Source organism: Novipirellula caenicola (assembly GCF_039545035.1).
GTDB classification, from domain to species: Bacteria; Planctomycetota; Planctomycetia; order Pirellulales; family Pirellulaceae; genus Novipirellula; species Novipirellula caenicola.
This window is the reverse complement of the sequence record NZ_BAABRO010000005.1, coordinates 417,032-441,230: the sequence shown is the minus strand read 5'-3', so window position 1 is coordinate 441,230 and position 24,199 is coordinate 417,032. Positions and strand designations below refer to the sequence as shown.

The window sequence follows — 24,199 nt, the reverse complement described above, 5'->3', positions numbered from 1 at the left end:
AACATTGAGTGACATATCTCTTGATGAACTATTTGAATACAATAAACGTAAAACTTGGCAGCTATTTGGCTTTTCCCTCGCCGTATCGTTTAGCGGCACGCAATTCCATGACCGAAAACATTGACTTTCTGAGTCCTCGCCTCGTCGGTGACCGTTTTGACGGGCACTCGATTCCGCTTGAGGTCTTGAAAGACTTATCTGCTCTGGAGGAATTGCTTGTCGAGGTTGCGAAATGGCACTATCGAAATGAAAACCCGCAACGGAAGCGAATTCCGAAAGGATTCGCAGAAGAAGTTTCGTTGAAGGTTACCGAGATCGGCGATGGAAGTGCCATCCCTAAAATCGTGTTGTGCGTTTCGTCAGTGACTGGCACCCTCTTTCCGGTCGACCATCGGGAGTACTTCGCAAAAGCGAAAGAGTCAATAGTGACCGCGATCGACCAAGCTCACCACCAGCGTTCGGTGGCTGGGATCTTGCAAGACAGTCATTTAGCCTATTTCGATCGAATCGGACGCAGCCTACGTGACAGTGAAGCATTGGAGTTGAACTATCCGGATACCAAGCGTCCGGCACGAATCAACCGAGCGACTCGTCGCTACTTAACGCTGGCGGCGTCTTCCGTTCAAGGCTTTACCGAGGAAGTCACGCTGCGGGGAAGTGTTTGCGAGGCAGATCAGCGGAAGGACCGATTCCAATTACAACTGATCGATGGTCGCATTATTGATGCACCGATCCAATCCGAACACCGCGAAACGATCTTAGATGCCTTCCAACGCTTCCGTCAGGGAGTTCGGGTGATGATTGAAGGTGTTGGTCGATACAATCGCCGCAGCCGATTGGACGGTCTTGAATCCATTGAACACATTAGCTTGCTCGACTCAATGGACGTCGGCGCACGGCTGGAAGAATTTACTTCTCTGGACAATGGATGGCTGGAAGGCAAAGGCGTTGCACCGAAAGTCGATGAGTTGGAATGGTTGACCGATCAATTCGAGACAAACTACTCCGACCGCTTGCCCGCTCCTTATTTGTATCCTACGGGCGAAGGCGGCGTACAGGCGGAATGGAGTCTCGATCGGTGGGAGGCGACGCTCGATATCGACCTGAAATCGAAGTCGGCGTATTGGCATGCATTGAACCAGAGTAGTGACGAAGAGAGCGAACGTGAAATCGATTTATCATCGCTTGACGGTTGGAAGTGGCTAGCCGATCAATTAACTTCGCTCGTATCTGGAGATTCAGGCGAGTGAATCCTTCAACGACTTTAATTCGGCAGATCCATCCGTCCTTTATTCAAGAAGGCAGGGTCACTTCACAGGCCTTTCGTCCAACGCCGAAAGATGAAGACAAGCTTTCAACCTATGATGGTGACCAGATCGATGCCAAGGCCGCGTGGAAGCACTACACCGAAACGCTCGGTCATGCTTCCGACGGTGCCTTGGGAGTGAGCGTCAGCGAATGCGAAGACTTAGATTTGAGGGTTGTTCCTGATCCCGAACCGTTCCCCGAACACGTGCTGATTGATTTTTCCGAGCACGGACGCAAGCAAATCGAAAAGCGATCAAAAAAACTCAAATCTCACGCTGAAACGCGAGGGTGGTTGTTTCAGCCATAACGTGCGATCCGCCTCCAATCGTCGTGATTAATTTTAGACCGACCTTAGGATGCCGTGAGCTGAGCGACAACTCTTTTTAGGAGTTGTTGGGCAAAGCGATCCGCGAGCACTGCAAAGACAAACGCCGCCAAGCCGCAGACCACCAACGAACCCGGAGTTGCCCCATCAAACGGTCAACCGGGAGACGCTGATTGGCTCTGATGCACGGTTCCGCAACACCTGCGAGGACCGTTAGCTCGTCACTGATATACAATTCTGTGATCGAATTACTCAAACGCGGCCGACCGTCGAAATAGGGGCGACCTTTCATGTGTTTCCACTAATTGCCATCTATTGTTAGTAAAGTGGCCAATGCTGCATCATAACCAGACGTGTCGATGGGGCAACTTACGCTCATTAAATTGATGGCAATGCTATGCAAGCCCAATCGCAGTATGTACCTACGGAAGACGCGGCATTGCTGACAATTGCGGTCCCCTAGGGGCCGCAGTTCCCTCGTTAGACTGCAATCGTTTTCGTCGAATTACAGCTTCGTGAGCAGCTTATGCGACTCAGTCCGGAAATCGCTAGCACTCAAACCGGCTGTGGCGAATGGCGATTGATCTAAATGTCTTCTCGTTGAGAACAATCGAAGGTTCTGTAGAAATCTAAGCGTGGTTAGAAAGGTTCCTCACTGCCTTGCCTACGAGATTGAACTACGATCGATGTGAAGTTCGTAGCCCGCTACGTCTATCGGTTGGTGATCCACAGCGATTGATACGGAGTCACTTCCAAGACCGTGGTTTGCTCGTCGAAGCGGCGGCCTGAGATCGCGTCGTACCAGGCGTCGGTGGAAATCAAATTCAGATCCGATAGCCGCAGTTCCTGAGTCGTGTTGGTCATGTTGTGCACACAGAAAATGCTCTGGCTGCGGTCGGTGCTTTGACGCCAAAACGCAAAAAAGGCATCGCTTAACTGCAGCGTGAACTGCGTCGCGTTGGGGTGGAACGGAGCGTGCCGACGACGCAGTTGCATGCGGCGAGTCAGCTCTCCGAAGACCTGGTGATGAACCGATGACTCATCGCCGAGTCGCTGCTGCAGTTCCTGCCAATCCCACTTGTGCCGATTGATGCTGCGGTTGTGCTGCGTTGCCTCGACCCCCGCTTGGTCATTCGCCGTCGCTAACAAACTGTGAATGTAGAACGCGGGAATGCCCTCCAATCCCATCATCACGGTTTGGGAACAGAGGAAACGCTCGACTTGCCATTCGTCTTCGCCATCAATCGTCCCCTTGAGTGCATCAAACAACGCGACGTTCAGTTCGTAGACCCGTTGGCCACCGTCGGCGGTGCGACGCGTCGAGATTCGGCCTCCAAAACGACCGACGGTCTCGACAAGCTGTAATTGCTCTTCGTCCGACAACAAACCCTCGGCCGGTCGCATGCCGATTCCATCGTGTGAAGCGGTGAAATTCAGATAGGTACAACCGACCGGGGCCGGCGGCATACTCATCATCCATCGCTTCAGGTACTCGGTTTTGCCGGTCAACAGTGCATGGACCAGCAGCGGAGCGAGGCTGAAGTTGTAGATCACATGAGCTTCGTTGCGGTTACCGAAGTACGTCAAGTTCTCGTGGTTCGGCACGTTGGTTTCGGTGATCAACCATGTTCCCGGCGCGAACGCATCGGTGAGCGTACGGATCAGCTTGACAACCTCATGCGTCTGAGGCAGGTGCATGCAGTTCGTTCCGGGTTCTTTCCACAGAAACCCAACCGCATCCAAACGAAAGATGCTGACGCCGTTCTGCAGATACAGCCGAATGATCTTCAAGAATTCCATCAACACCTGAGGGTTGCGGAAATCGAGATCGATCTGATCGTGGCTAAAGGTGCACCAAACATGTTTTAGACCGCTGGCGGTTTCGGTTGGCCGCAACAGGGGTGAAGCCCGCGGTCGGACCACCGCGGACAGATCGTCACCGACATTGGCTTCCATGAAATAGCTCGCCCCCGGCTCGACCCCGGCGCAGTAATTTTGGAACCATTGACTTTGCGAAGAGACATGGTTGATCACGATATCGGCCATCAAGCGATAACGCTGCGAGATTTGCGAGATCTGGGACCAGTCGCCAAGCTTGGGATTGACCTCGTTGTAGTCAATCACGGCAAAGCCGTCGTCAGAGCTGAACGGACAAAATGGCAAAACGTGAACGGCAGAGACGGAATCCTTCAAATGCTCCGTTAGAAACTGCTGAAGCGTTTCCAGCGGAACGGTATCGCGGTCGATGATCGAATCCCCGTATGTGATCAGCAAACAATCCTCTTGTGACCACAATTGATGCAGCGGAAGCGGCGTCTGTGAATTGAAATCATCAAAGATCGCAATCACCTGATCCGCTAATCGCTCGGTGTCGGCATTGGGATACAGAAAACGCAGGTGTTGGCAAAGCTGAGAATGGACGGCGGAGTCGTCGTTTTCAGAAGGATCCATGGCAACAATCGTTGGATGCGAAACGTTCGAAGTCGTATTGAGGTTCGTTTGGGGGTCGCGAATCGGCATTGCAGACCGACTTATCCGCCTAGCCGGCATGGACACCTCAGCCAAGCCGACATGAGCTCATCGGCTGTGCCGGCGCGGGTTCGATGAACCCCAGGTGCCGCTTTCCAGCATCGGCCAAACCGATCGCGTCCCATGTTTATCCTAGATCATGTGGGGACAGGCCTGCGTTGTCGGAGATCGAAATCACGATAAGGTCGCAAAATCAGGCGTTGTCGGCTTCTACCGCCCCCAACAGCATGTCGTAAATGTCCGGCAGCGCACTGGTCACGCGTGACCAATTGGGAATGAAAGGACTTTCGTCGGGACGATTCAAGAAATCGTCTCCGGCAGCAACCAACACGCGGCTGAACAGTTCGACCGTGGCTTCCTCGCGATGACGATCCATGTTCAATCCACTCATCACGGCATCGTTGTGATAATGATCGACCACATCGAGTGCGGTACGGTAGTAACACGCTTTCAGAGTTCGCAGCATGCTGTTGCTGATCACGATGCCTTCGACGGCTAGTTTGCGAATGAAGGCTTTGCAGATGTCATTCGCCATCCGGTGCAATCCGCCGCTTCGATCGTCTTCCGAGACCACTTGATGTTTGTGATCATAGGCGTCCGCGACATCCGCTTGGCAAATCCGATTCAAGCTACAGTTGCGATACATTTCCGAGAGCGTGCCAATTTCGAGTCCCCAGTCGCTGGGAATCCGCAGCGAGGTGACGACTTCAGACCGCATCGAAAATTCGCCCGACAAGGCGTAGCGAAAACTGCCCATGTAGTCGAGGTATTCCACACGACCAAGCACCGTTTTGAGTGCTCGGATCAACGGAATCACCAGCAGCCGGAACACACGACCATTGAGTTGTCCGTTAGCGGCTCGATAGTAATAGCCTTTGCAAAACAGATAGTTAAACGACGGATGAGCCAATGGATACAACAATCGAGCGGGCAGCGACCGATCGTAGGTCAGGATATCACAGTCGTGCAGCGCGACCGCTTTGGATTTTCCTGAGGCCAGAAAATAGCCCAAGCAGTACCATACGTTACGTCCTTTGCCCGGTTCAATCGGCGAGATTCCTTCGGCTTGTAGTGCCGCGTCCACGTGCCGCAGTCGCGTTCCGTCATTCCAAAGCACGACATAGTTCTGCGGCAGTTTGTCAAAGAATCGTCGGGCGGCGTGAAATTGTTCTTCATTGGCTCGGTCCAGCCCAATGATGATTTCACTCAAGTAGGGAATCTTCGCCAATTCTTCGACGATCGGACCCATCGCCGGGCCTTCGAGTTCGGAAAACAGGCACGGTAACAGCAACGACATCGGTGTCTCTGCTGAAAACTCGACCAGCTCCGCTTCGAGTTCTTCGGTGGAACGATTCCGCAGATTGTGCAGCGTTCCAATGATGCCGTTTTGAGCGAAGTCAGCCATGGTGTTTCGTTTGATTAGACAAGGGGAGGAGAATTTTGTGTCGCGGATGCCGCGGCATCCAGTCGCGACAGCAATTGAGTAACCGCTTCGGCCCAGCCCGCTGCGCCTTGCTGTTTTGCCACGATGCCAGGTGACGCGATGTTGACCCCAAGCCCGGACGGTGTCGGAATGCCAATCGGCACGTCCGCTTGGTCCAACATGCTTTGATCAATCGGACTGTCTCCGATCGCGGCCGTCAACGTGTTGGTATCGGGGTGTGACAAACACTGGGCAACTCGCTGCATCGCCACGCCCTTGCTCGTTTTTCCGGCGACGTGCCAGAAACGTCCACCACGGGTTAATGTCAGCTGGTGAGTGCACAAGGCTTGTTCAAACTTTGTTCGCTGTTCGTCGCTATCGTCCCACAACAGCGGTTCGGTTCCCTGGCGGGCGATTGCCAATCGAGCTTTGTCTCGCGAGAGCTGAGTTTCGTCCATCACGCCGTCCACACCCAAATCAGCGAACGAGCGAAAGCGATATTCTGTCTTAAGTTGCTTCAGCACCGAGAGAATATCGTCGCGTGACGCACCAATGACTTCGATCTCGCCCGTGGGAGAATCCGATTTGCCTTTCTCCAGCTCGTCACCCCAGCGAATGACCGAGCCGTTTTCGGAGATAAAAGTCTTGCCAGCGAGTCCCAATTCGCGGGCCAGCTGAGTCATCTCCGCCACCGTTTTGCTGGAGTTCAGGATCACAGGTATCTGACGCTTACTTAGAATCTGCAGCGTCTCTGCGGCGGGGGACCAGTCGTAATCATGCTTATTAAGCAAGCAACCATCGAGATCGGTGAACAGGATCAGTCGTGTGGAGTTCGGTAGCATGCCGTCAAGTTTAGGCGAACGCCAAGTAATTCGCCACAGAGCATCGGCGTGCGGTCGAACAGCCGCGACATTGTGGGCCTTTCTCGATGTCGCCGGCGTGTTATGCGGCATCCCCCCTTGAATATTGTCAATCTGAACGCCGCTGGTGGACGCGACGGATGTCCAACACATGACTCCTTACCGCATGAATCAGCGACCCAAGTAGGCACCGCAGGATTCACGGATGATCAATTGACCCGGCAGCAGACAGTGTCTGGGGGGTACGACGACCTTTTCGATACTGTCCAACATCGCTCGAAACGCGACCATTGCGATGTCACGGCACGGTTGGTGAATGGTGGTCAACGGAACTGTCAACAATTGTGCGTATTTCACGTCATCAAACCCGACCAAGCGGATATCCGACGGCACCGCAATTCCGATACGCGCCAACGTTTGCATCAGCGTCGCCGCCAAACGGTCGTTCGAGCAGATGATTGCATCCGATTTCGCAGCAATCGCTTTAACCCTTTGTTCATCGTCCGGCTGCAACCGCTCGACGTCAAACTGGACCTCTGGTTCATGGTAGCTCAGCGCCGCCTCTCGAGCTCCGGCGATCCGGTGCAGGATCGTCGGTGCCGCCATGGGAGGGCCGAGAAAAAACAATCGTCGGCAACCCAGTTTTAAGAGGTGTGACGCGGCAAGGTACCCGCTGGCGAAATTATCAATCCCCACCAAGTCAAACTCGCTACGCGCCGGGAAGGGGTGAATGTCGCGATCCAGCAGGACCACCGAAACTCCGGCCTGACGCAGTTGTCGGGTGATTTGCAAGTTCAACTCGCGACTCAGCTCGTGCAGTTCAAAGGGCGCAAAAAACACACCACTGACGTTCTGGTCGAGAAATGGTTTGCACAATGTTCTTGCGATGTCGTCCGAGTCATCATCGACGCCGGCGGACCACAACAAACTGAAGTCATGCAATCGAGACAGTCTCGCCAAGTCGCCACAAATCACTTCGAGTATCTCGGTCTCGTTGATCTCCGGGACGAGCAGCCCGATTTGTTGCTGCGCCGTTTCGACCCGACCGGGGTGTTGCCGAACGAAGCTGCCCGAACCAGCGCGACGAACCACAAGCCCCTGATCTTGCAATTGTCGCAGTGCCAGCGCCGCGGTCGGCCGCGACACATCAAATCGCTTGACAAGCTGGGCTTCGCTTGGCAATCGACCCGTTGGTTGATACTTACCGGCTGTGATTTCAGCCATTAATTCTTGCGCGATTTGCTTGTATTTTGGATCGGCCATTTTCCATTAACGTTTTCAAATATGAAGGAAATAAGTGGATTCAATCCGTTAATGGCCAACTATTTTCCCAAGAGCGACATCACTGGATTGTCACTAACAACTTGACATTAAAACCTTACAGCTATTTTGGTCTTCTGAGCCTATTTGTCTATACCATTTCATGGCATCTCCGTAGGATTGACGACGAAGAGCACGGCGAAGGCGATCGACATTTCGACATTTGATGATCGCCGGGTTCTCGTGAATTCCATTTGAAATGAAACTCATAGGGCAATAGGAAGACGAACATGCACCAGACCATCTCGGTTGAACGTTCGTTCAACTCACATTCAATCCTCGACGATTTGGTGGAACCAAAATCGCCCTCGCGGAGGAAACACTATCTGATCGCCAGCGACTTTGATCAGACGCTTAGCTTCAACGACACCGGAGTCGAACTCAGCGCGATGTTGGGGCTCGCGGACTTTGAAGCGAAGGTGAAGGGTTTGGCCAATTCGCACCTCGTCCAACAGGGCGGCGAATTGACTTACCTGTTGCTGCACGATCCCGATTATCGCCAAGTCCGCCGCGAACATTTGTGGGAAGCAGGCAAGCGGATTCGTTTGAAAAAGAATCTGGCTCCGCTGATGGAGCTGCTGCAGCAAGGAATCGATGGACATCGCTTCACATTTTATGTGGTGTCCGCATCGCCCGAAGAAGTCGTTCGTTCGGCGCTCGAAGGCATCGTGCCACCGGAACGTATTTTCGGAACGCGGCTGAATTACCATCCCGAAACGGGCGAGATCACGTCGGTGTCAAAATTGACCGCCGGCTATGGCAAGGTCACCGTGTTGGACAAGTTGCAAGAACAGCTTGGTATTCCTTGGGACCGGATCGTCTATCTCGGTGATGGCAGCTCGGATGTTCACGTCATGCTGCACCTGAACCGCTGTGACGGCTACACGATCGCGGTATCGGAAAACACCCATTTGGCGCCGATCGCTCGACGCACGGTACTGAGCGACAACGCGTTTAGTGTGTTGATCCCGATCCTCGAAGACGTCATCGGATGGTCCGATCGATCCCAGATTCGCGAACTGTTTGAACAACACGGGCTCGACGTCCAAGGCTGGGAGAAAACCCAAGTCGATCGATTGGCGATCGTTGCCACCGTGAATGAAACCGCGAGTGCTCCGCTACATGCGGTCTAAGCATGCATTGACATCAACGCGGTGTGTCCCCTTTTTACTCTTAGACGGTTCGGCCATTTGCACGCCACGCCAGCGGCGATCGCGGCGAATGGTCGATCCGTCAGTCCCCCCCTTTGAACCATAGTCACCAACTGATCATGGCGAACGTCATCCATCCAGCTCAAATGATCCGTACGCCTGCGGCGATGCCGTTAAACGCTTCGCTGTGGGCGGTGCGTGCGCTGTTCTGTTTGAACGGATTTTTGTACGCGACCTGGGCAACGCGAATTCCCGCGATTCAATCTCAGTTTCAACTTTCCAATGGAACGCTGGGGCTTGCGTTGATGGTCGTAGCGGCCGGGGCCGTGGTCGCGATGCCTTGCGCGGGCTGGCTTTGTTCGCGAGTGGGCAGTCGGCGGATCGCTGCGATCAGCCTCGCGATTTATCTAATCGGGCTGCCGACGATCCCGCTGATGCCCGGTTTGGTCACGTTGATCGCTGCGTTATTCATTTTTGGCGTCGGTCATGGCATGTTGGATGTTTCCATGAATGTTCAAGCGCTCGAAGTCGAGCGACGCATGAACCAGCAGATCAATTCGTCGATCCACGCGTTGTGGAGTATCGGAGGATTGGCAGGTGCGTTGGCGGGCAGTTTAATCGCCATCAGCGGTGTGAACGTGCAGTGGCATTTCATCCTGGTCACAGCGGCGTTTGCCACCGCCACCCAGCCGATCATTTCCCGTCTGTTACACGACCGCGTCGAAAACGATCACGCTGCGAACGACAAACCTCTGCGGCGATCCAATCCGACGACGGCGAACGACCGACATGGCAATGCGGCAAGTCAGCAAACGAGTTTGCCGCACCCGGGTCGTGCCTCGCGAAACGCGACGCTCGTGCTAGGCGTGATTGCGTTTTGTGTGATGGCAGGCGAAGGCGCGATGGCCGATTGGAGTGCGGTGCTGCTGCATCAAACACTTGGCATTGGCGAAGGCATCGCCGCGATGGGGTATGCGACCTTCGCGATCGCCATGGCGATGGGGCGATTTGCCGGAGACCGTTTTTCGGCATGGCTAGGGCCGGTCAAACAGGTGCGAGTATGTGCGTTGATTGCACTGATCGGTGTTCTGATCGTGGTAACATCTCATCACGTTGTCGTGGCGCTGATTGGATTCACGTTGATCGGAGCAGGCCTTGCCACGATCGTTCCCGCGGTCTTCAGCGCTTGCGGGAAACTGCCGGGCAGTTCCCCCGGAGTCGCGTTGGCGACGGTTTCCACGATCGGCTACTTCGGATTTCTGCTTGGACCACCTCTGATTGGGCTGTTGTCCGAATGGGTCAGCCTGCGAGTGGCACTTAGCAGCTTGGCGGGAACGATGTTGGTCACGATCGCGCTGGCGTCCGCGACGCGGCCGCATCGCCAATAGAATCGGCGACTGAAAACGGGACGCAGACAAGACAACCGGTGGAACCGACCACCGTCTTTTCTCCATTTTCGCCGGTCCATCTCGACCCGGAATCCGCCGCTGCGATGGTACTCATCATCCGTCCGACACGTCATACTAGCAATTGTATGGTGGCTGCCGAGGTCTCGAAGGGTTACAGGGCACAGATCGGATGGAAGAAGCGTTTCCGGAATGCGAGTCGAATGACAATGCGGCACAGGATGACCTGTTTCGTCCCGCTCGCTTTGCGTCCGAGCTTGATTTGCCGTCCGGCGACGAGCCGCTGCTGAAGGATGCGGCGACGGCGATTCGCCAAGAATTCCGCGATTGCTCGAAATGGAAACGGCTGCGTTGCCGCCGTGTCAGCCTCTTTGCCGAACGCGATCGCGGGGTGGTGTGCGTGATCCATTTGGGCAGCTCGGTCGAGTTCGATTGGACTTGGGAAGGTGCCAAGGCATTTCGTCCGAAATCCTTTGATGACGACGCCTCGGATTTTGCGTATGAACAGGCCGATGTGGACGACAGCGTCGATTGGTCGGGCGAAATCTTGGAGGTCGATGAACGCAACGGTTGTCTCTTTATTAGTTTGGATAATCCCGAAGCGATCCCCACAACAGGATCCTTTTTCGTCCGTCCGTTCGAGTTTCTGTCGGTCTTGGACGCCGTCTACAATGCGGCCGAGTACGCTGAAATTCGATGTCTGCTGCCAGGTCGTTTGAATGCCACCCAAGGTGATGTTCATCCGACCATCTCAACCCCATCCAACGTCGGTTTGTCACCGCTGCAAACCTGGTGGCAACATGCTTGGTCGATTCTGTGGGGACCGCCGGGCACCGGCAAAACCTATACGACCGGACAACAGATTGCCGCGGTGTTGGAAGATGACAGCGAGCGGATCCTCGTCGTTTCGACCACCAATCGCGCCTCCGATGCAGCGGCGTTGTCGATCGGCCACGCCGCTCGCGAGCGATCCGCTGATGCGCTGGCCGAAGGGCGATTGTTACGCATCGGCAAGGGAGCCTCGCTGAAATCGTTTGCGGCGGCGGAACTCGAATGGATGCTACAAGGCACCGAATCCGAGGTGCTTTACAAAATCGATGATCTCGCCCACCAGCTGCGGCAATTCGACAGCTGGGAAGACAAGGCACTGACTCGCAAACAGATCGGTGAATTGCGAGCCAAGGGAAACGACCGCAGCCGACGTCTGTTTGTCGATCCTGATGTCGATGTGGTGGTTGCGACCGCCTTCAAAGCCACAAGCTTTTTGCGGGATGACACGATCATCAAAATCTTGGAATCAGGCGATGCTCCGTTTACGACCATCTTCATTGACGAGGCGGGACTGATCTCGCGAACGGCCGTCGCGGCGCTTTCGCTGCTGGCCTCGCGACGCGTTGTCTTGGTCGGCGACTCGAAACAGCTTGCGCCGATCAGCCGTATCTCGCGAATCCTGCCCACCCGCCAACAGACGTGGTTAGCCAGCAGTGGGCTCAGCCATCTCGATCAGTTAACCGCTACTCCCACCGCCGTACATGTGTTAACCGAACAGCGACGCATGCATCCCGATGTGTGCCAGGTCGTTTCCGAATTCCAGTACGACGGAATGCTGCAAACCGCCGAAGAGACCAAAGAACGACCTTCGCTAATTCCAGCGATGCTCCGCAATCATTCGCGAGCGATCTGGTACGTACTCGATGAAGAGCCCACCGATCTAGCGTCCATTCGTGCCCAGCGAGGGGCGGGCAACAAGAGCTGGATACGATCAATCACGTCGCGAGTGCTGCAAAAGATCTTTGTCGATCCTGAAATGCGGACCGCCAACGGTCTGTTCGTCTCTCCCTACAAAGCCCAAGCACACGCGATCGAAAAGCAGTTCGCTGCGTGGGATTTAGCAAACTGGGAAGCGTCGACGGTTCACAGCCAACAGGGTTCCGAAGCCGACATCGTGATCTTCGATACCGTCAATGCGGGCAGCTACAATTGGCCCTACGACGAATGGAAACGGCTTGTCAATGTCGCCCTCAGCCGGTCTCGCGAAGCCGTCATCGTGTTGGCCAGTCGCAGTGAAATGGACGAACCGTATCTAAAACCGCTAAAACTGCATCTGACCCCCAGCGTGCTGAAACCCCATGGTGATGCGTTCGGCTGGGAAAAAGTCAGCCGAACGAATCAGGGTTTTCATGCTGCGGGCAACGCCACGACCGTTGCCGAGTCGCGTCCCAATTATCAGACATCTTCAAATGCGAATCGCAGCATGGGACACCAAGTGGCCAACCGCAAAGGAATGATGCCAATCCTTTCCGAAGAACAGCAGCGGCTGACCCAATTGAATCTCGACGGTAAACCGAGATTGGTTCGTGGGGTGGCGGGCAGCGGGAAATCGATCGTCCTTTGTAACTGGCTTGCCAAGACCGTCAAGCGATTCGAAGGCAGCAACGATCTTCGCATCTGGGCCGTCTACGCCAACCGGTCGCTGCACAAATTGCTTCGCGAATCGATCGAATCGGCGTGGGAAAACCTGTGCAAAGGAGAACTGTTTCCACAGCAACCATTTCCTTGGGACAAAGTGCATCTGTTGCATGTCAAGGACGTGTTGTCAGGAATGCTTCCCAATGTCGCGTTGTCGATGGATAGTTTTGACTTTGATTATGACCGGGCTGCGGAACAGTTTTTGAGTCGTCAAGATGCGTCTGAGCTGTTGCCGCGGTGTTCGGCACTGTTTATCGACGAGGCTCAAGACATGGGGCCATCGGTATTGAAATTGTTGTTATCGGTCGTCGAGCAAACGGACCCGCAAGACACCAACAGCCGCTCGGCTCACATTTTCTACGACAACGCTCAGAACATCTACGGACGAAAAACGCCAAAATGGTCCGAGTTTGGGCTCGATATGCGAGGCCGCAGTACGATCATGCGAGAAAGCTTTCGCTCCACCGCTCCGATCGCCGAACTCGCTGTCAACGTGTTGCAACGTTTAACCCCGCGAGACCAACGCCAAGACCAGAACGAGTTGTTGAGCATGGGGTTGTTAGATCGAACCGAACGCAACGGCTTGGAATGGTTGAACGTTCGATTCAATCAGATCGAAGGTCCCAAGCCAATCTTTCATCCATTTGATCATCGAACCGCCGAGATCGAGGCGATTACGACTCATTTGAAGTACCTGATCCAACAGGAAGGAATCTCACCGAGCGACATTTGTTTGTTGTACAACGGCAAATCGGTCGTTTCCTTGTTGCAAGAAAAACTGGCGCCCAAGTTAGCCGAAATCGGCGTCGAGTTATCGGTTCAAACCAACCGTCCGTTCGAGCGGAATGCCAACACGTTGATCGTGACGACCTCGCACTCTTACAAAGGCTACGAATCCGAAGTCGTCATGATCCCCTGTGTCGACCAATTCGTTACCGCCGGCGGTGACATTCTCGCTCGCAATCTTTATGTCGCGATGACGCGAGCCCGATCGTTGTTGGCGTTGTACTGTACCCGCACCGGTTCGGCCGCTTCGGGGCGGTTGTGCCGAACGATTGAACACTGCGTCAAAGCGATGAATACGACGCCGGAGATCGAGATATCGACCAGTGCCGGAGAGGACCAACAGGACGTCTTGGACCGCATCGGACATGAACATCGCCAATGGCTGGCCGATCTATGGAATCGTTTTGAGATTCACCAAGAACCCATCACCGACAACGACGGCACGTTGTTGGCGGAACCGCTGTTTTGGTTTGAACACCAAGACGGCAAATTCGCCTGCTTTGCGGATGATTCTGTGACTGAACAGCAACCCAAGGTGCCCAACACCGAGCAGATCATGGTGTTAAAACCTGGTTCGAAGCTGGTTTAGGTTTGTGCTAATTTCGCGACGAAATGCTTCACCGCTAGTTGATTTAATGAGCCGCGACGCGTGAGCCGCCGGGTTCCACGCACTGTCCGGTGCCATTTGCAATTGGATTCAATCAACAAGCCGTTCACCGCGTTGGTCGAAAGCGGCTAACCCATTGAGACACGGTCGATGTTGGTGCCGAGGTGCCAGTCGAACAGCCACAGCCGCTGCCCCGATGCGGATCCCCACGGCATCCGCAACCCAGACTTGGCCTATCATCCGCTGGATAGGGGACCATGCTGCGTGTTTTTCCGGTTTTTTTACACGCATCCGGCACTTTCGATCTAATAAAGGGCTCGATGGATCGTTGTGACTATGATGTTTCGGCGATCTATAATGGCTATGGCCATCTCCTTTTGCACCTGGAACTTGCTGTCATGCATGCGACCTCGCCCGCTCGGGCCCTACTCGGTTTCGGTCTTTTTTTGTCACTCGCCATAGGAAACGTCATGGCAGAACCCATCGGCATCATGGAACGATACGCTTTGACGGACGATCGCGAGGCGTTTCTTGCTGAACTGATCCCCGCCAGTGATGACTATTACTTTTACCACTGTTTGCACTACCAAACCTCGGGCCAATTGGACCGCGCCGAAGTCTTCCTGAACGATTGGTTGGCTGAAAACAAAGGCCGAGAAACCGCGGTCATTCGCGGCATGATCGATCGCCAACGGCTGCTGACCTATTCACAGACCCCCGAGCGAACGATCGACCATTTGGTCAAACGGCTTGGTGTCCAATTGCATCATCCTGCGCCGCCGGTCAAAGGCGAACGACGTTACCCGAGCCAGTTTGATGTCGCACTGTTGGATCTTGATCGTTTGGTTCGAGAGGCGGTGCAGCAGGATGACACGCTGTTGCCGATCGGGATGCAGCGATTGGCCGAAAAGTATCGAAGCGGCGAAACCGCGGGTCTAAAACTGAATTTGCATGATTTTCTCGCCCGAGTCGATCATGCCACGATCAAAGACCTCGACGAGCTGGTGATTCGCGAACTGCAATCGCGACGAAAACAAGAGGTCCGTTTTGGCGACTTGGCGGCGCATCAAGTGCTAACGCTTGCCGAACTGGATCGTGTCGCGGCGGCGGTGCCCGAGATCACCGACGATAACTCGTTTGTGTCGGCCAAGTTATTGCGTCTGCGTCCAAGCGACGATGTTGATTTGTCACAGCAACCGGCTCAGCGGCGGGCCTACCTGCAGCGAGTCGATGCCTATGTTCGTACGCTGCCACCAAGTTACAACTCACTGAAAGCCTCGTCGGCGTTCCGTTTGCTCGAAGCCAATTTAGCGGCCGGTGTCTACGATCGCGAGCTCTTTCTGCGTTATCTCGCGTTGCCGCGGCACAGTCCCATCGTGCACCCGGAATGGGCAAAACGTCCTGCACCGAAGGCGAACCTTGGTGAAAACTTCATGCCGATGGCTCTGCTGCCGCCGATCGGGGACGAAGTTTCGCTGGTCCGCGTCTACCTCGAACACTTTTTGAAGGACGCCGATAACAGCGATGCATTCGCAGAACTGATCCAACCCGATTACCTGTGGCGTGTGTTTGCCGAAACCAAGTTGATGTTCGGCATTGGTGACGAAGAACAATGGTATCGCTTGCTGTCGCCTGCCGAGCGGCAATCGATCCGTGATTCGGTCCAGCTGCGACTGGCCCCGCAAAACAAACCGCGATTTGATAGTGACAATCCGGCGCAGTTGATCGTGGATATCAAAAACGTCGACGAATTGGTACTTCGCATCTATGAAATCAACTCACTCGCTTTTCTGCGAACGCACCAAGAACCGCTGGACACCGACATCGATCTTGACGGATTGGTCGCCACCCACGAGCGAAAACTCACCTACACCCAACCTGCGGTTCAGCGTCATCGCGAAATTTTGGAACTCGACGAAATCCGTGGTCGAGGCGTCTGGGTGGTGGATTTGGTCGGCAAAGGCGTCCGCGCTCGAGCGATGATTCGCCGCGGCGAACTGCACCACGTCGACACGATCACCGCCGATGGAATGAAATTCACGATTGTTGATGAAGACCGCAAACCGATCGCTCACGCCCGCATGATCGTCGCGGGACGCGAATTTCTAGCCGACGATTCGGGCTCGGTGACGTTGCCGCCGGTATCCGATGCCACTCACCGCGATGCGATCGTGAGCGATGGTGAATTGGCCGAAAAAATCAAATTTTCTCACTTTGTCGAAGATTACGTTTTGACCGCCGGGATGCACCTGGATCGCACCCAAGTGCAATCAGGTGAAAGTACTTCATTGCTGATCCGCCCACGCATTGCCATGGGCGACACCCCGCTCGATCCTTCGCTGTTGACCGATGTCAGCGTCCAAATCGAGGCGGTCGATCTGGATGGCATTACGACCACCAAAACGATCGAGGACATCAAATTAAATTCGCAGGGCGATTTGGTGGTGCCGTTTCGCGTCCCCGCTCGAGTGTTGCAGGTTCAAGCGTCGTTGAGCGGCCAAATCCGCTCGTTATCGACGAACCAGTGGCGTAGGCTTCGCACGACTCAGCAGTGGCAAATCGCTACGATTCGGAAAACCAATTCGACACATGATGCATTCCTGACGCGTGATGGTGATGAATATGTGATCGAAGTTCGCGGTCGATCCGGCGAAGCGATTGCCGGGGCGACCGTCTCGATTTCGCTCTCGACCCATGTCCGCGGCTCCGAGATCAAGCAAACGCTGCAAACCGATCAACAAGGCAGGGTACGGTTGTCGTCACTGCCATACGTGAAGCGCATCAGCTTCGCTGCCGGATCGGGGCCGCGACATACTCGTGACCTAAAACTTGACGAGGTGTTTTGGCCTAACACCGTTCACACAACCACGGACATCGGAATTGAATTGCCGGTGGTTGATTCGCCCGACCCGGTCTCGGATCGCTACCGATTGATTCGACTACGCGCGGGAGTCAACGACGCCGATTTGAGCGATCAATTGGTGATCGACAAAGGACTGCTTCGCATCAAAAAGCTGGCGGCGGGCGATTACCGTTTGATCGACCGTAACACCGCGGCACCAACCGCGATCGCGGTCGTCGATGGGCCGGTGATCGACCATGTCGCGGTTGGAAAGATTCGTCATCGCGAGGTCTCACCCATCGTTCCCCTCGGCGTGGCGTCGATGGTACGGGATGCGGAGGGCTTGCGAATACAGTTGTCTGGACAAACCGACTTGGCTCGTGTGCATGTGTTCGCGACTCGGTACTTGGATGTGGAAAGTCCCGCGGATCCGCTGCATTTGCCAATGCCGGGATTGCGTGGGCGAAGCGTTTCGCTTCCTCGATGCGGTTACATCAGTGATCTACGATTAGGCGACGAATACCAATACGTGCTGCGTCGCCGGTACGCCGCCAAGTATCCCGGCGTGATGTTGCCGCAGCCCAGCGTGATCTTGAATCCCTGGGAAACCGAGGAAACAAGCAATACCAGCCAATCGGTGACGGCGGGGGATGAACCGAGGGCGAGTGCCCCGCAAGACAATCTGTCGCGGATGAGAGCCGAGGCGGATCGTCGAAGTGAGGACACCGAAGCCCCAACGTCGGACTACGACTTTTTGGCGGATTGTGGCGTCACTATCACCAATCTGCGACCCGACGAAAATGGGGTTGTCAGTGTGCCGGCTAATTTGATCGACGGGCTGCCGCTGCTGCAAATCATCGTTACCGATCCATCCACGGTGATCCAGCGAACCATGACGGCTCCGCTCGACGATATCGAGACGATCGATCTGCGACTTGCCAAAGCGATCGCAGCCGAAAAAGCGGTCTCGTTTGAACGAGCCGTGACGATCGTATCGAAAGACAAACCGCTCGATTTCCAGCAACTTGGGTCGGCTCAACTGCAGGTTTATGGAAATGTCGCTGCGTTGTTGAAACTGTATCTGACCTTGGTTCCCGACCCTCGGCTCGAAGAATTTCAGGAACTCGCCACGTGGGATCAACTCGAAAAATCAGCCAAGCTGGAAGCCTACTCTCGATTGGCAAGCCACGAACTACATCTATTCCTAAAGATGCATGACCCCCACTTTTTTGCTGAGATCATCAAACCTTATCTCGAAAACAAAAAGGAAAAGCAGTTTGTCGATCACTGGCTGCTCGAAGACGATCTGAAACCGTACACCGAGCTGTGGAAATACAATCAACTGAACTACGCCGAGCGAGCGTTATTGGCAATTCGGATGCCTAAGGTTCGCAACCAGGTGCAACGCGAATTGAAGGAATGGATCGATCTGCAGGACACCGATCACCAACAAATCCGCATCAACATTGAAAGCGCGCTGAAAGCCAACGTCATGTTCGAAGATTTCGGCAGCGACATGATGATGATGGATGACATGGCCGAGTTCGAAGGACTTGGCGGCAGGGGCGGCGGGATGGGAGGCGGCGGATTTGCGTTTGGCGGCGGCGCGATGCCCCGCAACGACAAAGCCAAGGCGGCTCCCGCTCGAAAGAAGCGATCGTTGGATCTCAAAGATTTTGAATCGCTTGACCGAGAACGACTGGGCGAAGAAGAGGAAAAGCGAGTGTTGGGCCGATTCTCGCGTCGCTCCGCTGCGAGGGAGTTGGCTTTCTTTCGTGAACTCGACTCGACAAAACAGTGGGCCGAAAGCCAATGGGATCAAGTTTTTACCGTGCAGGAACCGTTTCCCAGCGATCTGATCGAAGTCGATCCGTTTTGGGCTGACTTGGCACTCTCGGACAGCGACAATCCACCGGTGTCGTCGCATCTGTTGTATCCCGTAGAGAATCGTCACGCCGCGTTGGTGGCGCTTGCGATGTGCGGGTTGCCACTGAAATCGGGTGATATCAGTTTGCCCGGCAACGAAGGTGAATCCTACGCTCCGGAACATCCGGTTGCCGTGGTGATGAAACGGTTGCGGACGCTAAAGGTCAACGACGACGCCAACAGCAGCATCTTGGTGGGGCAACGGTTCGCAGCTGCCAATACGCCGCCACCGAGCCAGAATCGCCGCAGCGAAGAGCCCAAGGAGTTTCTGACAGGCGTCGCTTACAAGGGGCAAACCGTCATTTCGAATCCCACAGCCAATCCACAAACCGTCGATGTGTTCTGGCAGATCCCCGAGGGCAGTTTGCCGCTGAGCGGTAGCCAAGTGACCGACAGCAAGACCGTCACGCTCGCTCCGTTTGCGGTCCACGCGGTTGAGTACGAGTTCTACTTTCCCGCCGCCGGCGATTTCCCGCACTATCCTGCCACGGTCGCAAGCGATGGCGAGTTGCTTGCCCGTGCCCAGAATCGATCGTTTAACGTCGTTGATCAACCAACGGAATTGACTAGCGTGACGTGGGACAAGGTCGCTCGTAGCGGCACCGCGGCCGAGATCACTGATTTCCTCGCCTCGGCGAACCTTCGCGATCTCGATTGGATGTTGATCGCACATCGCATGCAACAGCCGGACGTGTATCAAGCCGTCATCAAGGTGCTGCGAAGTGCCAATCTCCCCGAATCGGAACTCTGGGCCTATTCGCTAAAGTACCGTGATGAACCCGCGATTCGCACCTATTTGTCGCTTTCGGACGATTTGGTCGAACGAGTTGGACCGGAACTGGACAGCCCGCTGCTGCAAGTCGATGCGATCGAGCGACGGATCATCGAGATGCTCGAGTACGCTCCACTGGTACGGGCTCGTATTCATCGTTTGAAGGCCGAAAACGAGATTCTTAACTCGACCTTCCTTGACCAATATCGTGACTTTGTCCGCGTGCTGGGGTTCCAAAGCGAGATCCCGCAAAACCAACGTCTTGCCTTGACGTACTATCTTTTGATCCAAAATCGAATCGAAGAAGCAATCGATACGTTTGCCAAGATCGACCGAGACTCGATTGCGACCCAATTGCAATACGACTACATGGACGCCTACTTGGCCATGCATCAGGGCCAATACGACCGAGCCGAACAAATCGCCAACCTTCGCCGTGATGAATTGGTGCCGCGTTGGCAATCACGGTTTGGTGAACTGGCGAACCAGCTGCGTCAGCGCCGCGATTTGCGAATGAACGAGCAACTTGTTTCCAAAGACCCCGCCAAGGGTGAACCCGATGCGATCCAACAGGGTAGCGGTGATCTAGCGGTACTCGATCGAGAACAGCAACAAGCCTCTGCTGCGGACGAGCAACCCGAGGTCCTTGTGCGTGTCGAAGGCGACTCGTTGCGAATCGATCATCGTCAATCCAAATCCGCGACGCTGAATCTGTACGGTGTGGATCTCGAGTTGCTGTTTAGCAAGGCTCCGTTTGTTCGCGAAGATCTGCAGCGAATGGCGATGGTCAAACCAACGCGGAGCGAAACGCTTGACTTTGATCAAGCCAATGGGGTGGCCCGTTATGAGCTTGATGAGAACCGCCGTCGACAAACGTTGTTGGTGGAAGTTGTCGCGGGAGCCTCACGAGACACGGCACTCTATTTTGGTGGCGAGATGACGACCTATGTCTCGGAAAGCTACGGGCAGCTGCAGGCCAGTGATGCGAAATCTCACCATCCTATCGATACCGCGTATGTGAAGGTCTATGCAAAGTATCCCGATGGAGACGTCCGTTTTTATAAGGACGGTTACACCGATTCACGCGGCCGATTTGATTACGCCAGCGTCAGTGCCGATGATGCCAAAGGTGCGACCCGTTTTGCCATCCTGGTGATCAGTGCAGAGAAAGGTGCATCGTTACACGATGTCGCTCCGCCCCGATAAAGGTCTTTGTTGTAGCTAGTGTCGCCAGACGGTGGACCACGTTCGGGCGAACGTAACTACGGCTTGGATTCTGCAGTATTTATGCAGATGCTCTAATCGTTAGCGGTCGCGGGCCATCGGCATGATCACGTAACTGAAACCATCATCGGTGGTTAACAGTGCGGGTTTGGATGACGATTCGATTTCCATGATGAAATTCGTTTCGTTATCCAACACCTTGCAGAAATCGGCGACGTAACGATGGTCCATCGTCAACGTGATGGTTTCGCCGTCGTAGGGAATCGGCAATTCGATCTGCGACTCACCAATGTCGGCTGTGCTGGCTTCGAGTTTCAGCGTGCCTTCACCAAAGGTAAAATCGATCCCTCGGCTCTCATGATCGGTCACAATCGCGGCTTGACGAAGTGCGGCAAACAACGGTCCGACCGCCATGTCGATCTGTTGGGCCGTTTCACGTTTTGGGAACACTTGTCGCCAATTCGGATAACGCCCTTCGACCAATCGTGAATAGATGACCGCTCGTGGGGTCCGAATCAGCAAATCGTTAGAGCGGGCTGCCACGTCGACGGTGTCGTCTTTGTCGCTGACGGCACGTTCCATCAACTGGATCGCTCGCGTGGGCACAATCGTACTGGTTCCGGTCGTCTGGTGACCACCTTGTGATTCGCCAGTCCCTTCCATCTTGGCCAACCGGCGACCGTCGGTACCGACCGCAACCACCGAGTCGCTTTCCATTTCAAGCAGTACCCCACCGAGAGCGTAACGACTGCTCTCGGCGTCGGTGGCAAACACGGTGCGGCGAACCATTTCACGGAACAAACGGGTCGGTAGCACGTGGTACTTGTCTTCGTTGAATTCCGCGACGCTGGGGAATTCATCAGGATTGTTGCCGGGAAGCCGGAATTTACTGCGGCTGCCGGTGATACGAATCCCCGCTTCATCGGTCTCGATCGTCAGCGTTTCGTCATTGCTTTCTCTCAGGATCGCCATCGTCCGTTGGACGGGCAGCAATGCGGTGCCTTCGGTTTCCACTTCCACCCCTTCTTCGAGATCCAAGCGAATCCCGACATCCAAGTCGGTGGCGGTCAAGGTGATCCGCGAACCCGATGCGGTCACCTTCACATTTTGAAGAATCTCTTTGGGCGAACGAGTCGGAGCGATGCTGGCGGCAAGTGCAAAAGCAGCGGTGAGCGATTCGCGTTGGCAAGTGATCTTCATGGAACCATGGACTTACAAAGAGAAAGAAGATTTCGTAGCCATGTTGTACCGGTTCATGGGCGGATGTGTGTAGTGGTGAATCCTTTCTACAGCTGAACATTCACTGGGTGGCTATCAAAGGCTTAAAGAATATATAAATCGTCGTAGTCTTAATTCGAGCAAAGCAGCTGTTGGTAAGTCTAGATTCACAATCGTAACTTGTTGATACAGAAAGAGTTGCGGTTCAGGTAGGAATGTGGAAAAAGCGTGAATGTCAGGTGTGTGAATGGTTGATAACCAGGGCAAAGTCCAACACGGGCCAACACCGCCACGAAACGACAAACAGACCGCGATGACAACCGTCCACCAAGGACGCTCGAGGAATGAACAGGTTATCCACGAAAAAAATAGTTTTGAAAGCTTTCCTCGTCACCACCAATCGGGGCGTTTCACGATGCCAGTGAGTGTGCTCGTGTAACGTTGTTGCAGCGAGACCAAGCTGGATCCGAGGTAAAGATGGAGAAGGGGCGACAAACAAATCGAGCTCGCTTCGCGGCGAACCCTTGGATCCCCAGCGAGTCCCTCAAGCACGATTTGTCGCTGGACCTCCATCACGCCGAGACCGACGTCCACTTCAATCCGATGATGGCCAGCAGCAGCAAACCGAGAAAGAAAATCCGGGGCAACGAAACCGGCTCACTCAGAAACAGCATGCCAAAGGTCGCGGCGCCGACAGCGCCAATTCCCACCCACACGGGGTAGGCGGTGCCGATCGGAAGCTCGCGTACCGCGATGGCGAGCAACACCATGCTAAGAATTAACGCGACGGCGGTCATCAAGCTCGGCCAAAACCGGGTAAACGCGTCGGTATACTTCAGCCCCACCGCCCACGCGGTTTCTAACAATCCGGCAATCAACAAAATAATCCACGGCTTCATGACGATGCTCCTACGGAAACTAAATTCGTAAGTGCGTCGTCTTGTCTTGACCGGGTACGGCGCGTCTCGTCCGGGCGTAGCGAAACCGATTCTAACGAATGACGCGGTCGTGACAACGGTCTCCACCCGATCAAAACGTGTCGGAATCTTTTTTGACGCCTCGCACAAGTGCCACCACCTCGTCGGCACATCCCCATGCGACGGTGTAGCCGCCGCCGCCATGACCATAGTTATGTACCACGGGGCGGGCTGAGGAGCTCGTGTCCAGCTCAAGCCGGACGGCATGACGGCCGGGGCGAAGCCCGACGGCGGTGCCTAGCACGTTGGCGTCCTTGATCTCGGGCACAATTTCAGCACAGCGAGCAAGGATCGCCGCGGTATCGGTATCGCGTTCGCTGCGGTCCCAGTCACCTTCTTGCGCCGTCCCGCCAAGGATGACGTCGTGGGTGCGAGGCAGCACCAACGTGAATCGATCGTCCTTTTGATAGATCCGCGTCGATCGGCGGAGCCCTTCGGGACGAGCCACACGGACGACTTGCCCGCGAATCGGAAAGACCTCTTCATCGTGGGCAAATTCACGAGCCTCGACTCCCGTACAATTCACGACAAGATCAAACTCGGGGAACAACGAATCAGGTGATTCAATCGTTCGCGTGACAAACGCTGCGTTGGCGCCGGCGACACGTTGTTTCAATTGCCTCATGAAGATGGGAACGTCGATCACCGGCACGGTGACGCGGAACGCTTCGGCACAGGGCACTCCATAATCGGCGCCGTCGACTCGTTCCCATTGGTCGACAATGTCGAGCACGTACGCGCTGTCGTCGGGATCGAGACAGAAACGAAGGTGTTGTTCAAAAAAGACGCCCGAGTCAGCGTCGGCGCTTTGTTTGACATACTCGTCGTACGTGGTTTTGGCCCACGAAGTCACGCGGTCCATGGGATACGTTCGGTGCGGCCACCAATAGGCGCCAGCCGACATCGAATTGGTTTGCTCAAACGGTTCCTTGCTAAACAGCGTTACCGCAAAACCAGCTTCCAATAGCCGCAGAGCGGACGTCAGCCCCATCAATCCTTGACCGACAATCGCGATGTTACCTTGGACTGGTTTGTTCATGACGGTTCTTTCAGGCT

General features: G+C 54.8%; 13 protein-coding genes and 1 riboswitch. Of the genes, 6 read left to right on the top strand and 7 right to left on the bottom strand.

Annotated features, from left to right (window positions below):
• Positions 1–107: 107 nt before the first annotated feature.
• Both ABEA92_RS13385 and ABEA92_RS13380 read left to right on the top strand, forming a co-directional pair.
• On the top strand, positions 108–1,250 hold the full coding sequence (locus tag ABEA92_RS13385; RefSeq protein ID WP_345684333.1) for a hypothetical protein: 1,143 nt from the start codon (positions 108–110) through the stop codon (positions 1,248–1,250).
• Positions 1,247–1,615, top strand: coding sequence for a hypothetical protein (locus ABEA92_RS13380; RefSeq protein WP_345684332.1), 369 nt, complete (start codon positions 1,247–1,249; stop codon positions 1,613–1,615). The genes ABEA92_RS13385 and ABEA92_RS13380 overlap by 4 nt, the downstream gene beginning before the upstream one ends.
• A gap of 729 nt (positions 1,616–2,344) precedes the next feature.
• Here the strand turns inward: ABEA92_RS13380 and ABEA92_RS13375 are convergent.
• From ABEA92_RS13375 to ABEA92_RS13360, 4 genes are all read right to left on the bottom strand, one after another.
• Positions 2,345–4,084: a sugar phosphorylase gene (locus ABEA92_RS13375; protein ID WP_345684331.1), complete on the bottom strand. Its 1,740-nt coding sequence runs from the start codon at positions 4,082–4,084 to the stop codon at positions 2,345–2,347.
• Between the two features lie 271 nt (positions 4,085–4,355).
• Positions 4,356–5,567 carry a glycosyltransferase family protein gene (locus ABEA92_RS13370; protein WP_345684330.1) on the bottom strand — a complete coding sequence of 404 codons (1,212 nt, stop codon included), beginning with the start codon at positions 5,565–5,567 and terminating at the stop codon, positions 4,356–4,358.
• A 14-nt stretch (positions 5,568–5,581) separates the two neighbouring features.
• Positions 5,582–6,598, bottom strand: coding sequence for an HAD-IIB family hydrolase (locus ABEA92_RS13365; protein WP_345684329.1), 1,017 nt, complete (start codon positions 6,596–6,598; stop codon positions 5,582–5,584).
• 18 nt (positions 6,599–6,616) lie between these two features.
• Positions 6,617–7,708 carry a GntR family transcriptional regulator gene (locus ABEA92_RS13360; protein WP_345684328.1) on the bottom strand — a complete coding sequence of 364 codons (1,092 nt, stop codon included), beginning with the start codon at positions 7,706–7,708 and terminating at the stop codon, positions 6,617–6,619.
• A gap of 287 nt (positions 7,709–7,995) precedes the next feature.
• Here ABEA92_RS13360 and ABEA92_RS13355 point away from each other — a divergent pair, with 287 nt between their 5' ends.
• From ABEA92_RS13355 to ABEA92_RS13340, 4 genes are all read left to right on the top strand, one after another.
• On the top strand, positions 7,996–8,898 hold the full coding sequence (locus ABEA92_RS13355) for an HAD-IB family phosphatase (RefSeq protein WP_345684327.1): 903 nt from the start codon (positions 7,996–7,998) through the stop codon (positions 8,896–8,898).
• A gap of 137 nt (positions 8,899–9,035) precedes the next feature.
• A complete protein-coding gene (locus ABEA92_RS13350) occupies positions 9,036–10,304 on the top strand; it encodes an MFS transporter (RefSeq protein ID WP_345684326.1) in 1,269 nt (422 codons plus the stop codon).
• 190 nt (positions 10,305–10,494) lie between these two features.
• Positions 10,495–14,166, top strand: a complete 3,672-nt coding sequence (locus tag ABEA92_RS13345) for an AAA domain-containing protein (protein WP_345684325.1) — start codon at positions 10,495–10,497, stop codon at positions 14,164–14,166.
• 488 nt (positions 14,167–14,654) lie between these two features.
• Positions 14,655–20,930 carry a carboxypeptidase-like regulatory domain-containing protein gene (locus ABEA92_RS13340; protein ID WP_345684324.1) on the top strand — a complete coding sequence of 2,092 codons (6,276 nt, stop codon included), beginning with the start codon at positions 14,655–14,657 and terminating at the stop codon, positions 20,928–20,930.
• A 99-nt stretch (positions 20,931–21,029) separates the two neighbouring features.
• Here ABEA92_RS13340 and dnaN read toward each other — a convergent pair whose 3' ends face one another.
• From dnaN to ABEA92_RS13325, 3 genes are all read right to left on the bottom strand, one after another.
• On the bottom strand, positions 21,030–22,148 hold the full coding sequence (gene dnaN / locus ABEA92_RS13335) for a DNA polymerase III subunit beta (RefSeq protein WP_345684323.1): 1,119 nt from the start codon (positions 22,146–22,148) through the stop codon (positions 21,030–21,032).
• A gap of 590 nt (positions 22,149–22,738) precedes the next feature.
• Positions 22,739–23,065 carry a DMT family transporter gene (locus tag ABEA92_RS13330; protein WP_345684322.1) on the bottom strand — a complete coding sequence of 109 codons (327 nt, stop codon included), beginning with the start codon at positions 23,063–23,065 and terminating at the stop codon, positions 22,739–22,741.
• Positions 23,066–23,095: 30 nt separating this feature from the next.
• Positions 23,096–23,156: riboswitch (guanidine-III (ykkC-III) riboswitch) on the bottom strand.
• 39 nt (positions 23,157–23,195) lie between these two features.
• Positions 23,196–24,182: an FAD-dependent oxidoreductase gene (locus ABEA92_RS13325; RefSeq protein ID WP_345684321.1), complete on the bottom strand. Its 987-nt coding sequence runs from the start codon at positions 24,180–24,182 to the stop codon at positions 23,196–23,198.
• Positions 24,183–24,199 lie beyond the last annotated feature (17 nt).

Coding starts and splice junctions, on each gene's coding strand:
- ABEA92_RS13385 (WP_345684333.1), top strand. CDS start 108: ATGACCGAAAACATTGACTTTCTGAGTCCTCGCCTCGTCGGTGACCGT.
- ABEA92_RS13375 (WP_345684331.1), bottom strand. CDS start 4,084: ATGGATCCTTCTGAAAACGACGACTCCGCCGTCCATTCTCAGCTTTGC.
- ABEA92_RS13370 (WP_345684330.1), bottom strand. CDS start 5,567: ATGGCTGACTTCGCTCAAAACGGCATCATTGGAACGCTGCACAATCTG.
- ABEA92_RS13365 (WP_345684329.1), bottom strand. CDS start 6,598: ATGTGTTGGACATCCGTCGCGTCCACCAGCGGCGTTCAGATTGACAAT.
- ABEA92_RS13360 (WP_345684328.1), bottom strand. CDS start 7,708: ATGGCCGATCCAAAATACAAGCAAATCGCGCAAGAATTAATGGCTGAA.
- ABEA92_RS13355 (WP_345684327.1), top strand. CDS start 7,996: ATGCACCAGACCATCTCGGTTGAACGTTCGTTCAACTCACATTCAATC.
- ABEA92_RS13350 (WP_345684326.1), top strand. CDS start 9,036: ATGGCGAACGTCATCCATCCAGCTCAAATGATCCGTACGCCTGCGGCG.
- ABEA92_RS13345 (WP_345684325.1), top strand. CDS start 10,495: ATGGAAGAAGCGTTTCCGGAATGCGAGTCGAATGACAATGCGGCACAG.
- ABEA92_RS13340 (WP_345684324.1), top strand. CDS start 14,655: ATGGCAGAACCCATCGGCATCATGGAACGATACGCTTTGACGGACGAT.
- dnaN (WP_345684323.1), bottom strand. CDS start 22,148: ATGAAGATCACTTGCCAACGCGAATCGCTCACCGCTGCTTTTGCACTT.
- ABEA92_RS13330 (WP_345684322.1), bottom strand. CDS start 23,065: ATGAAGCCGTGGATTATTTTGTTGATTGCCGGATTGTTAGAAACCGCG.
- ABEA92_RS13325 (WP_345684321.1), bottom strand. CDS start 24,182: ATGAACAAACCAGTCCAAGGTAACATCGCGATTGTCGGTCAAGGATTG.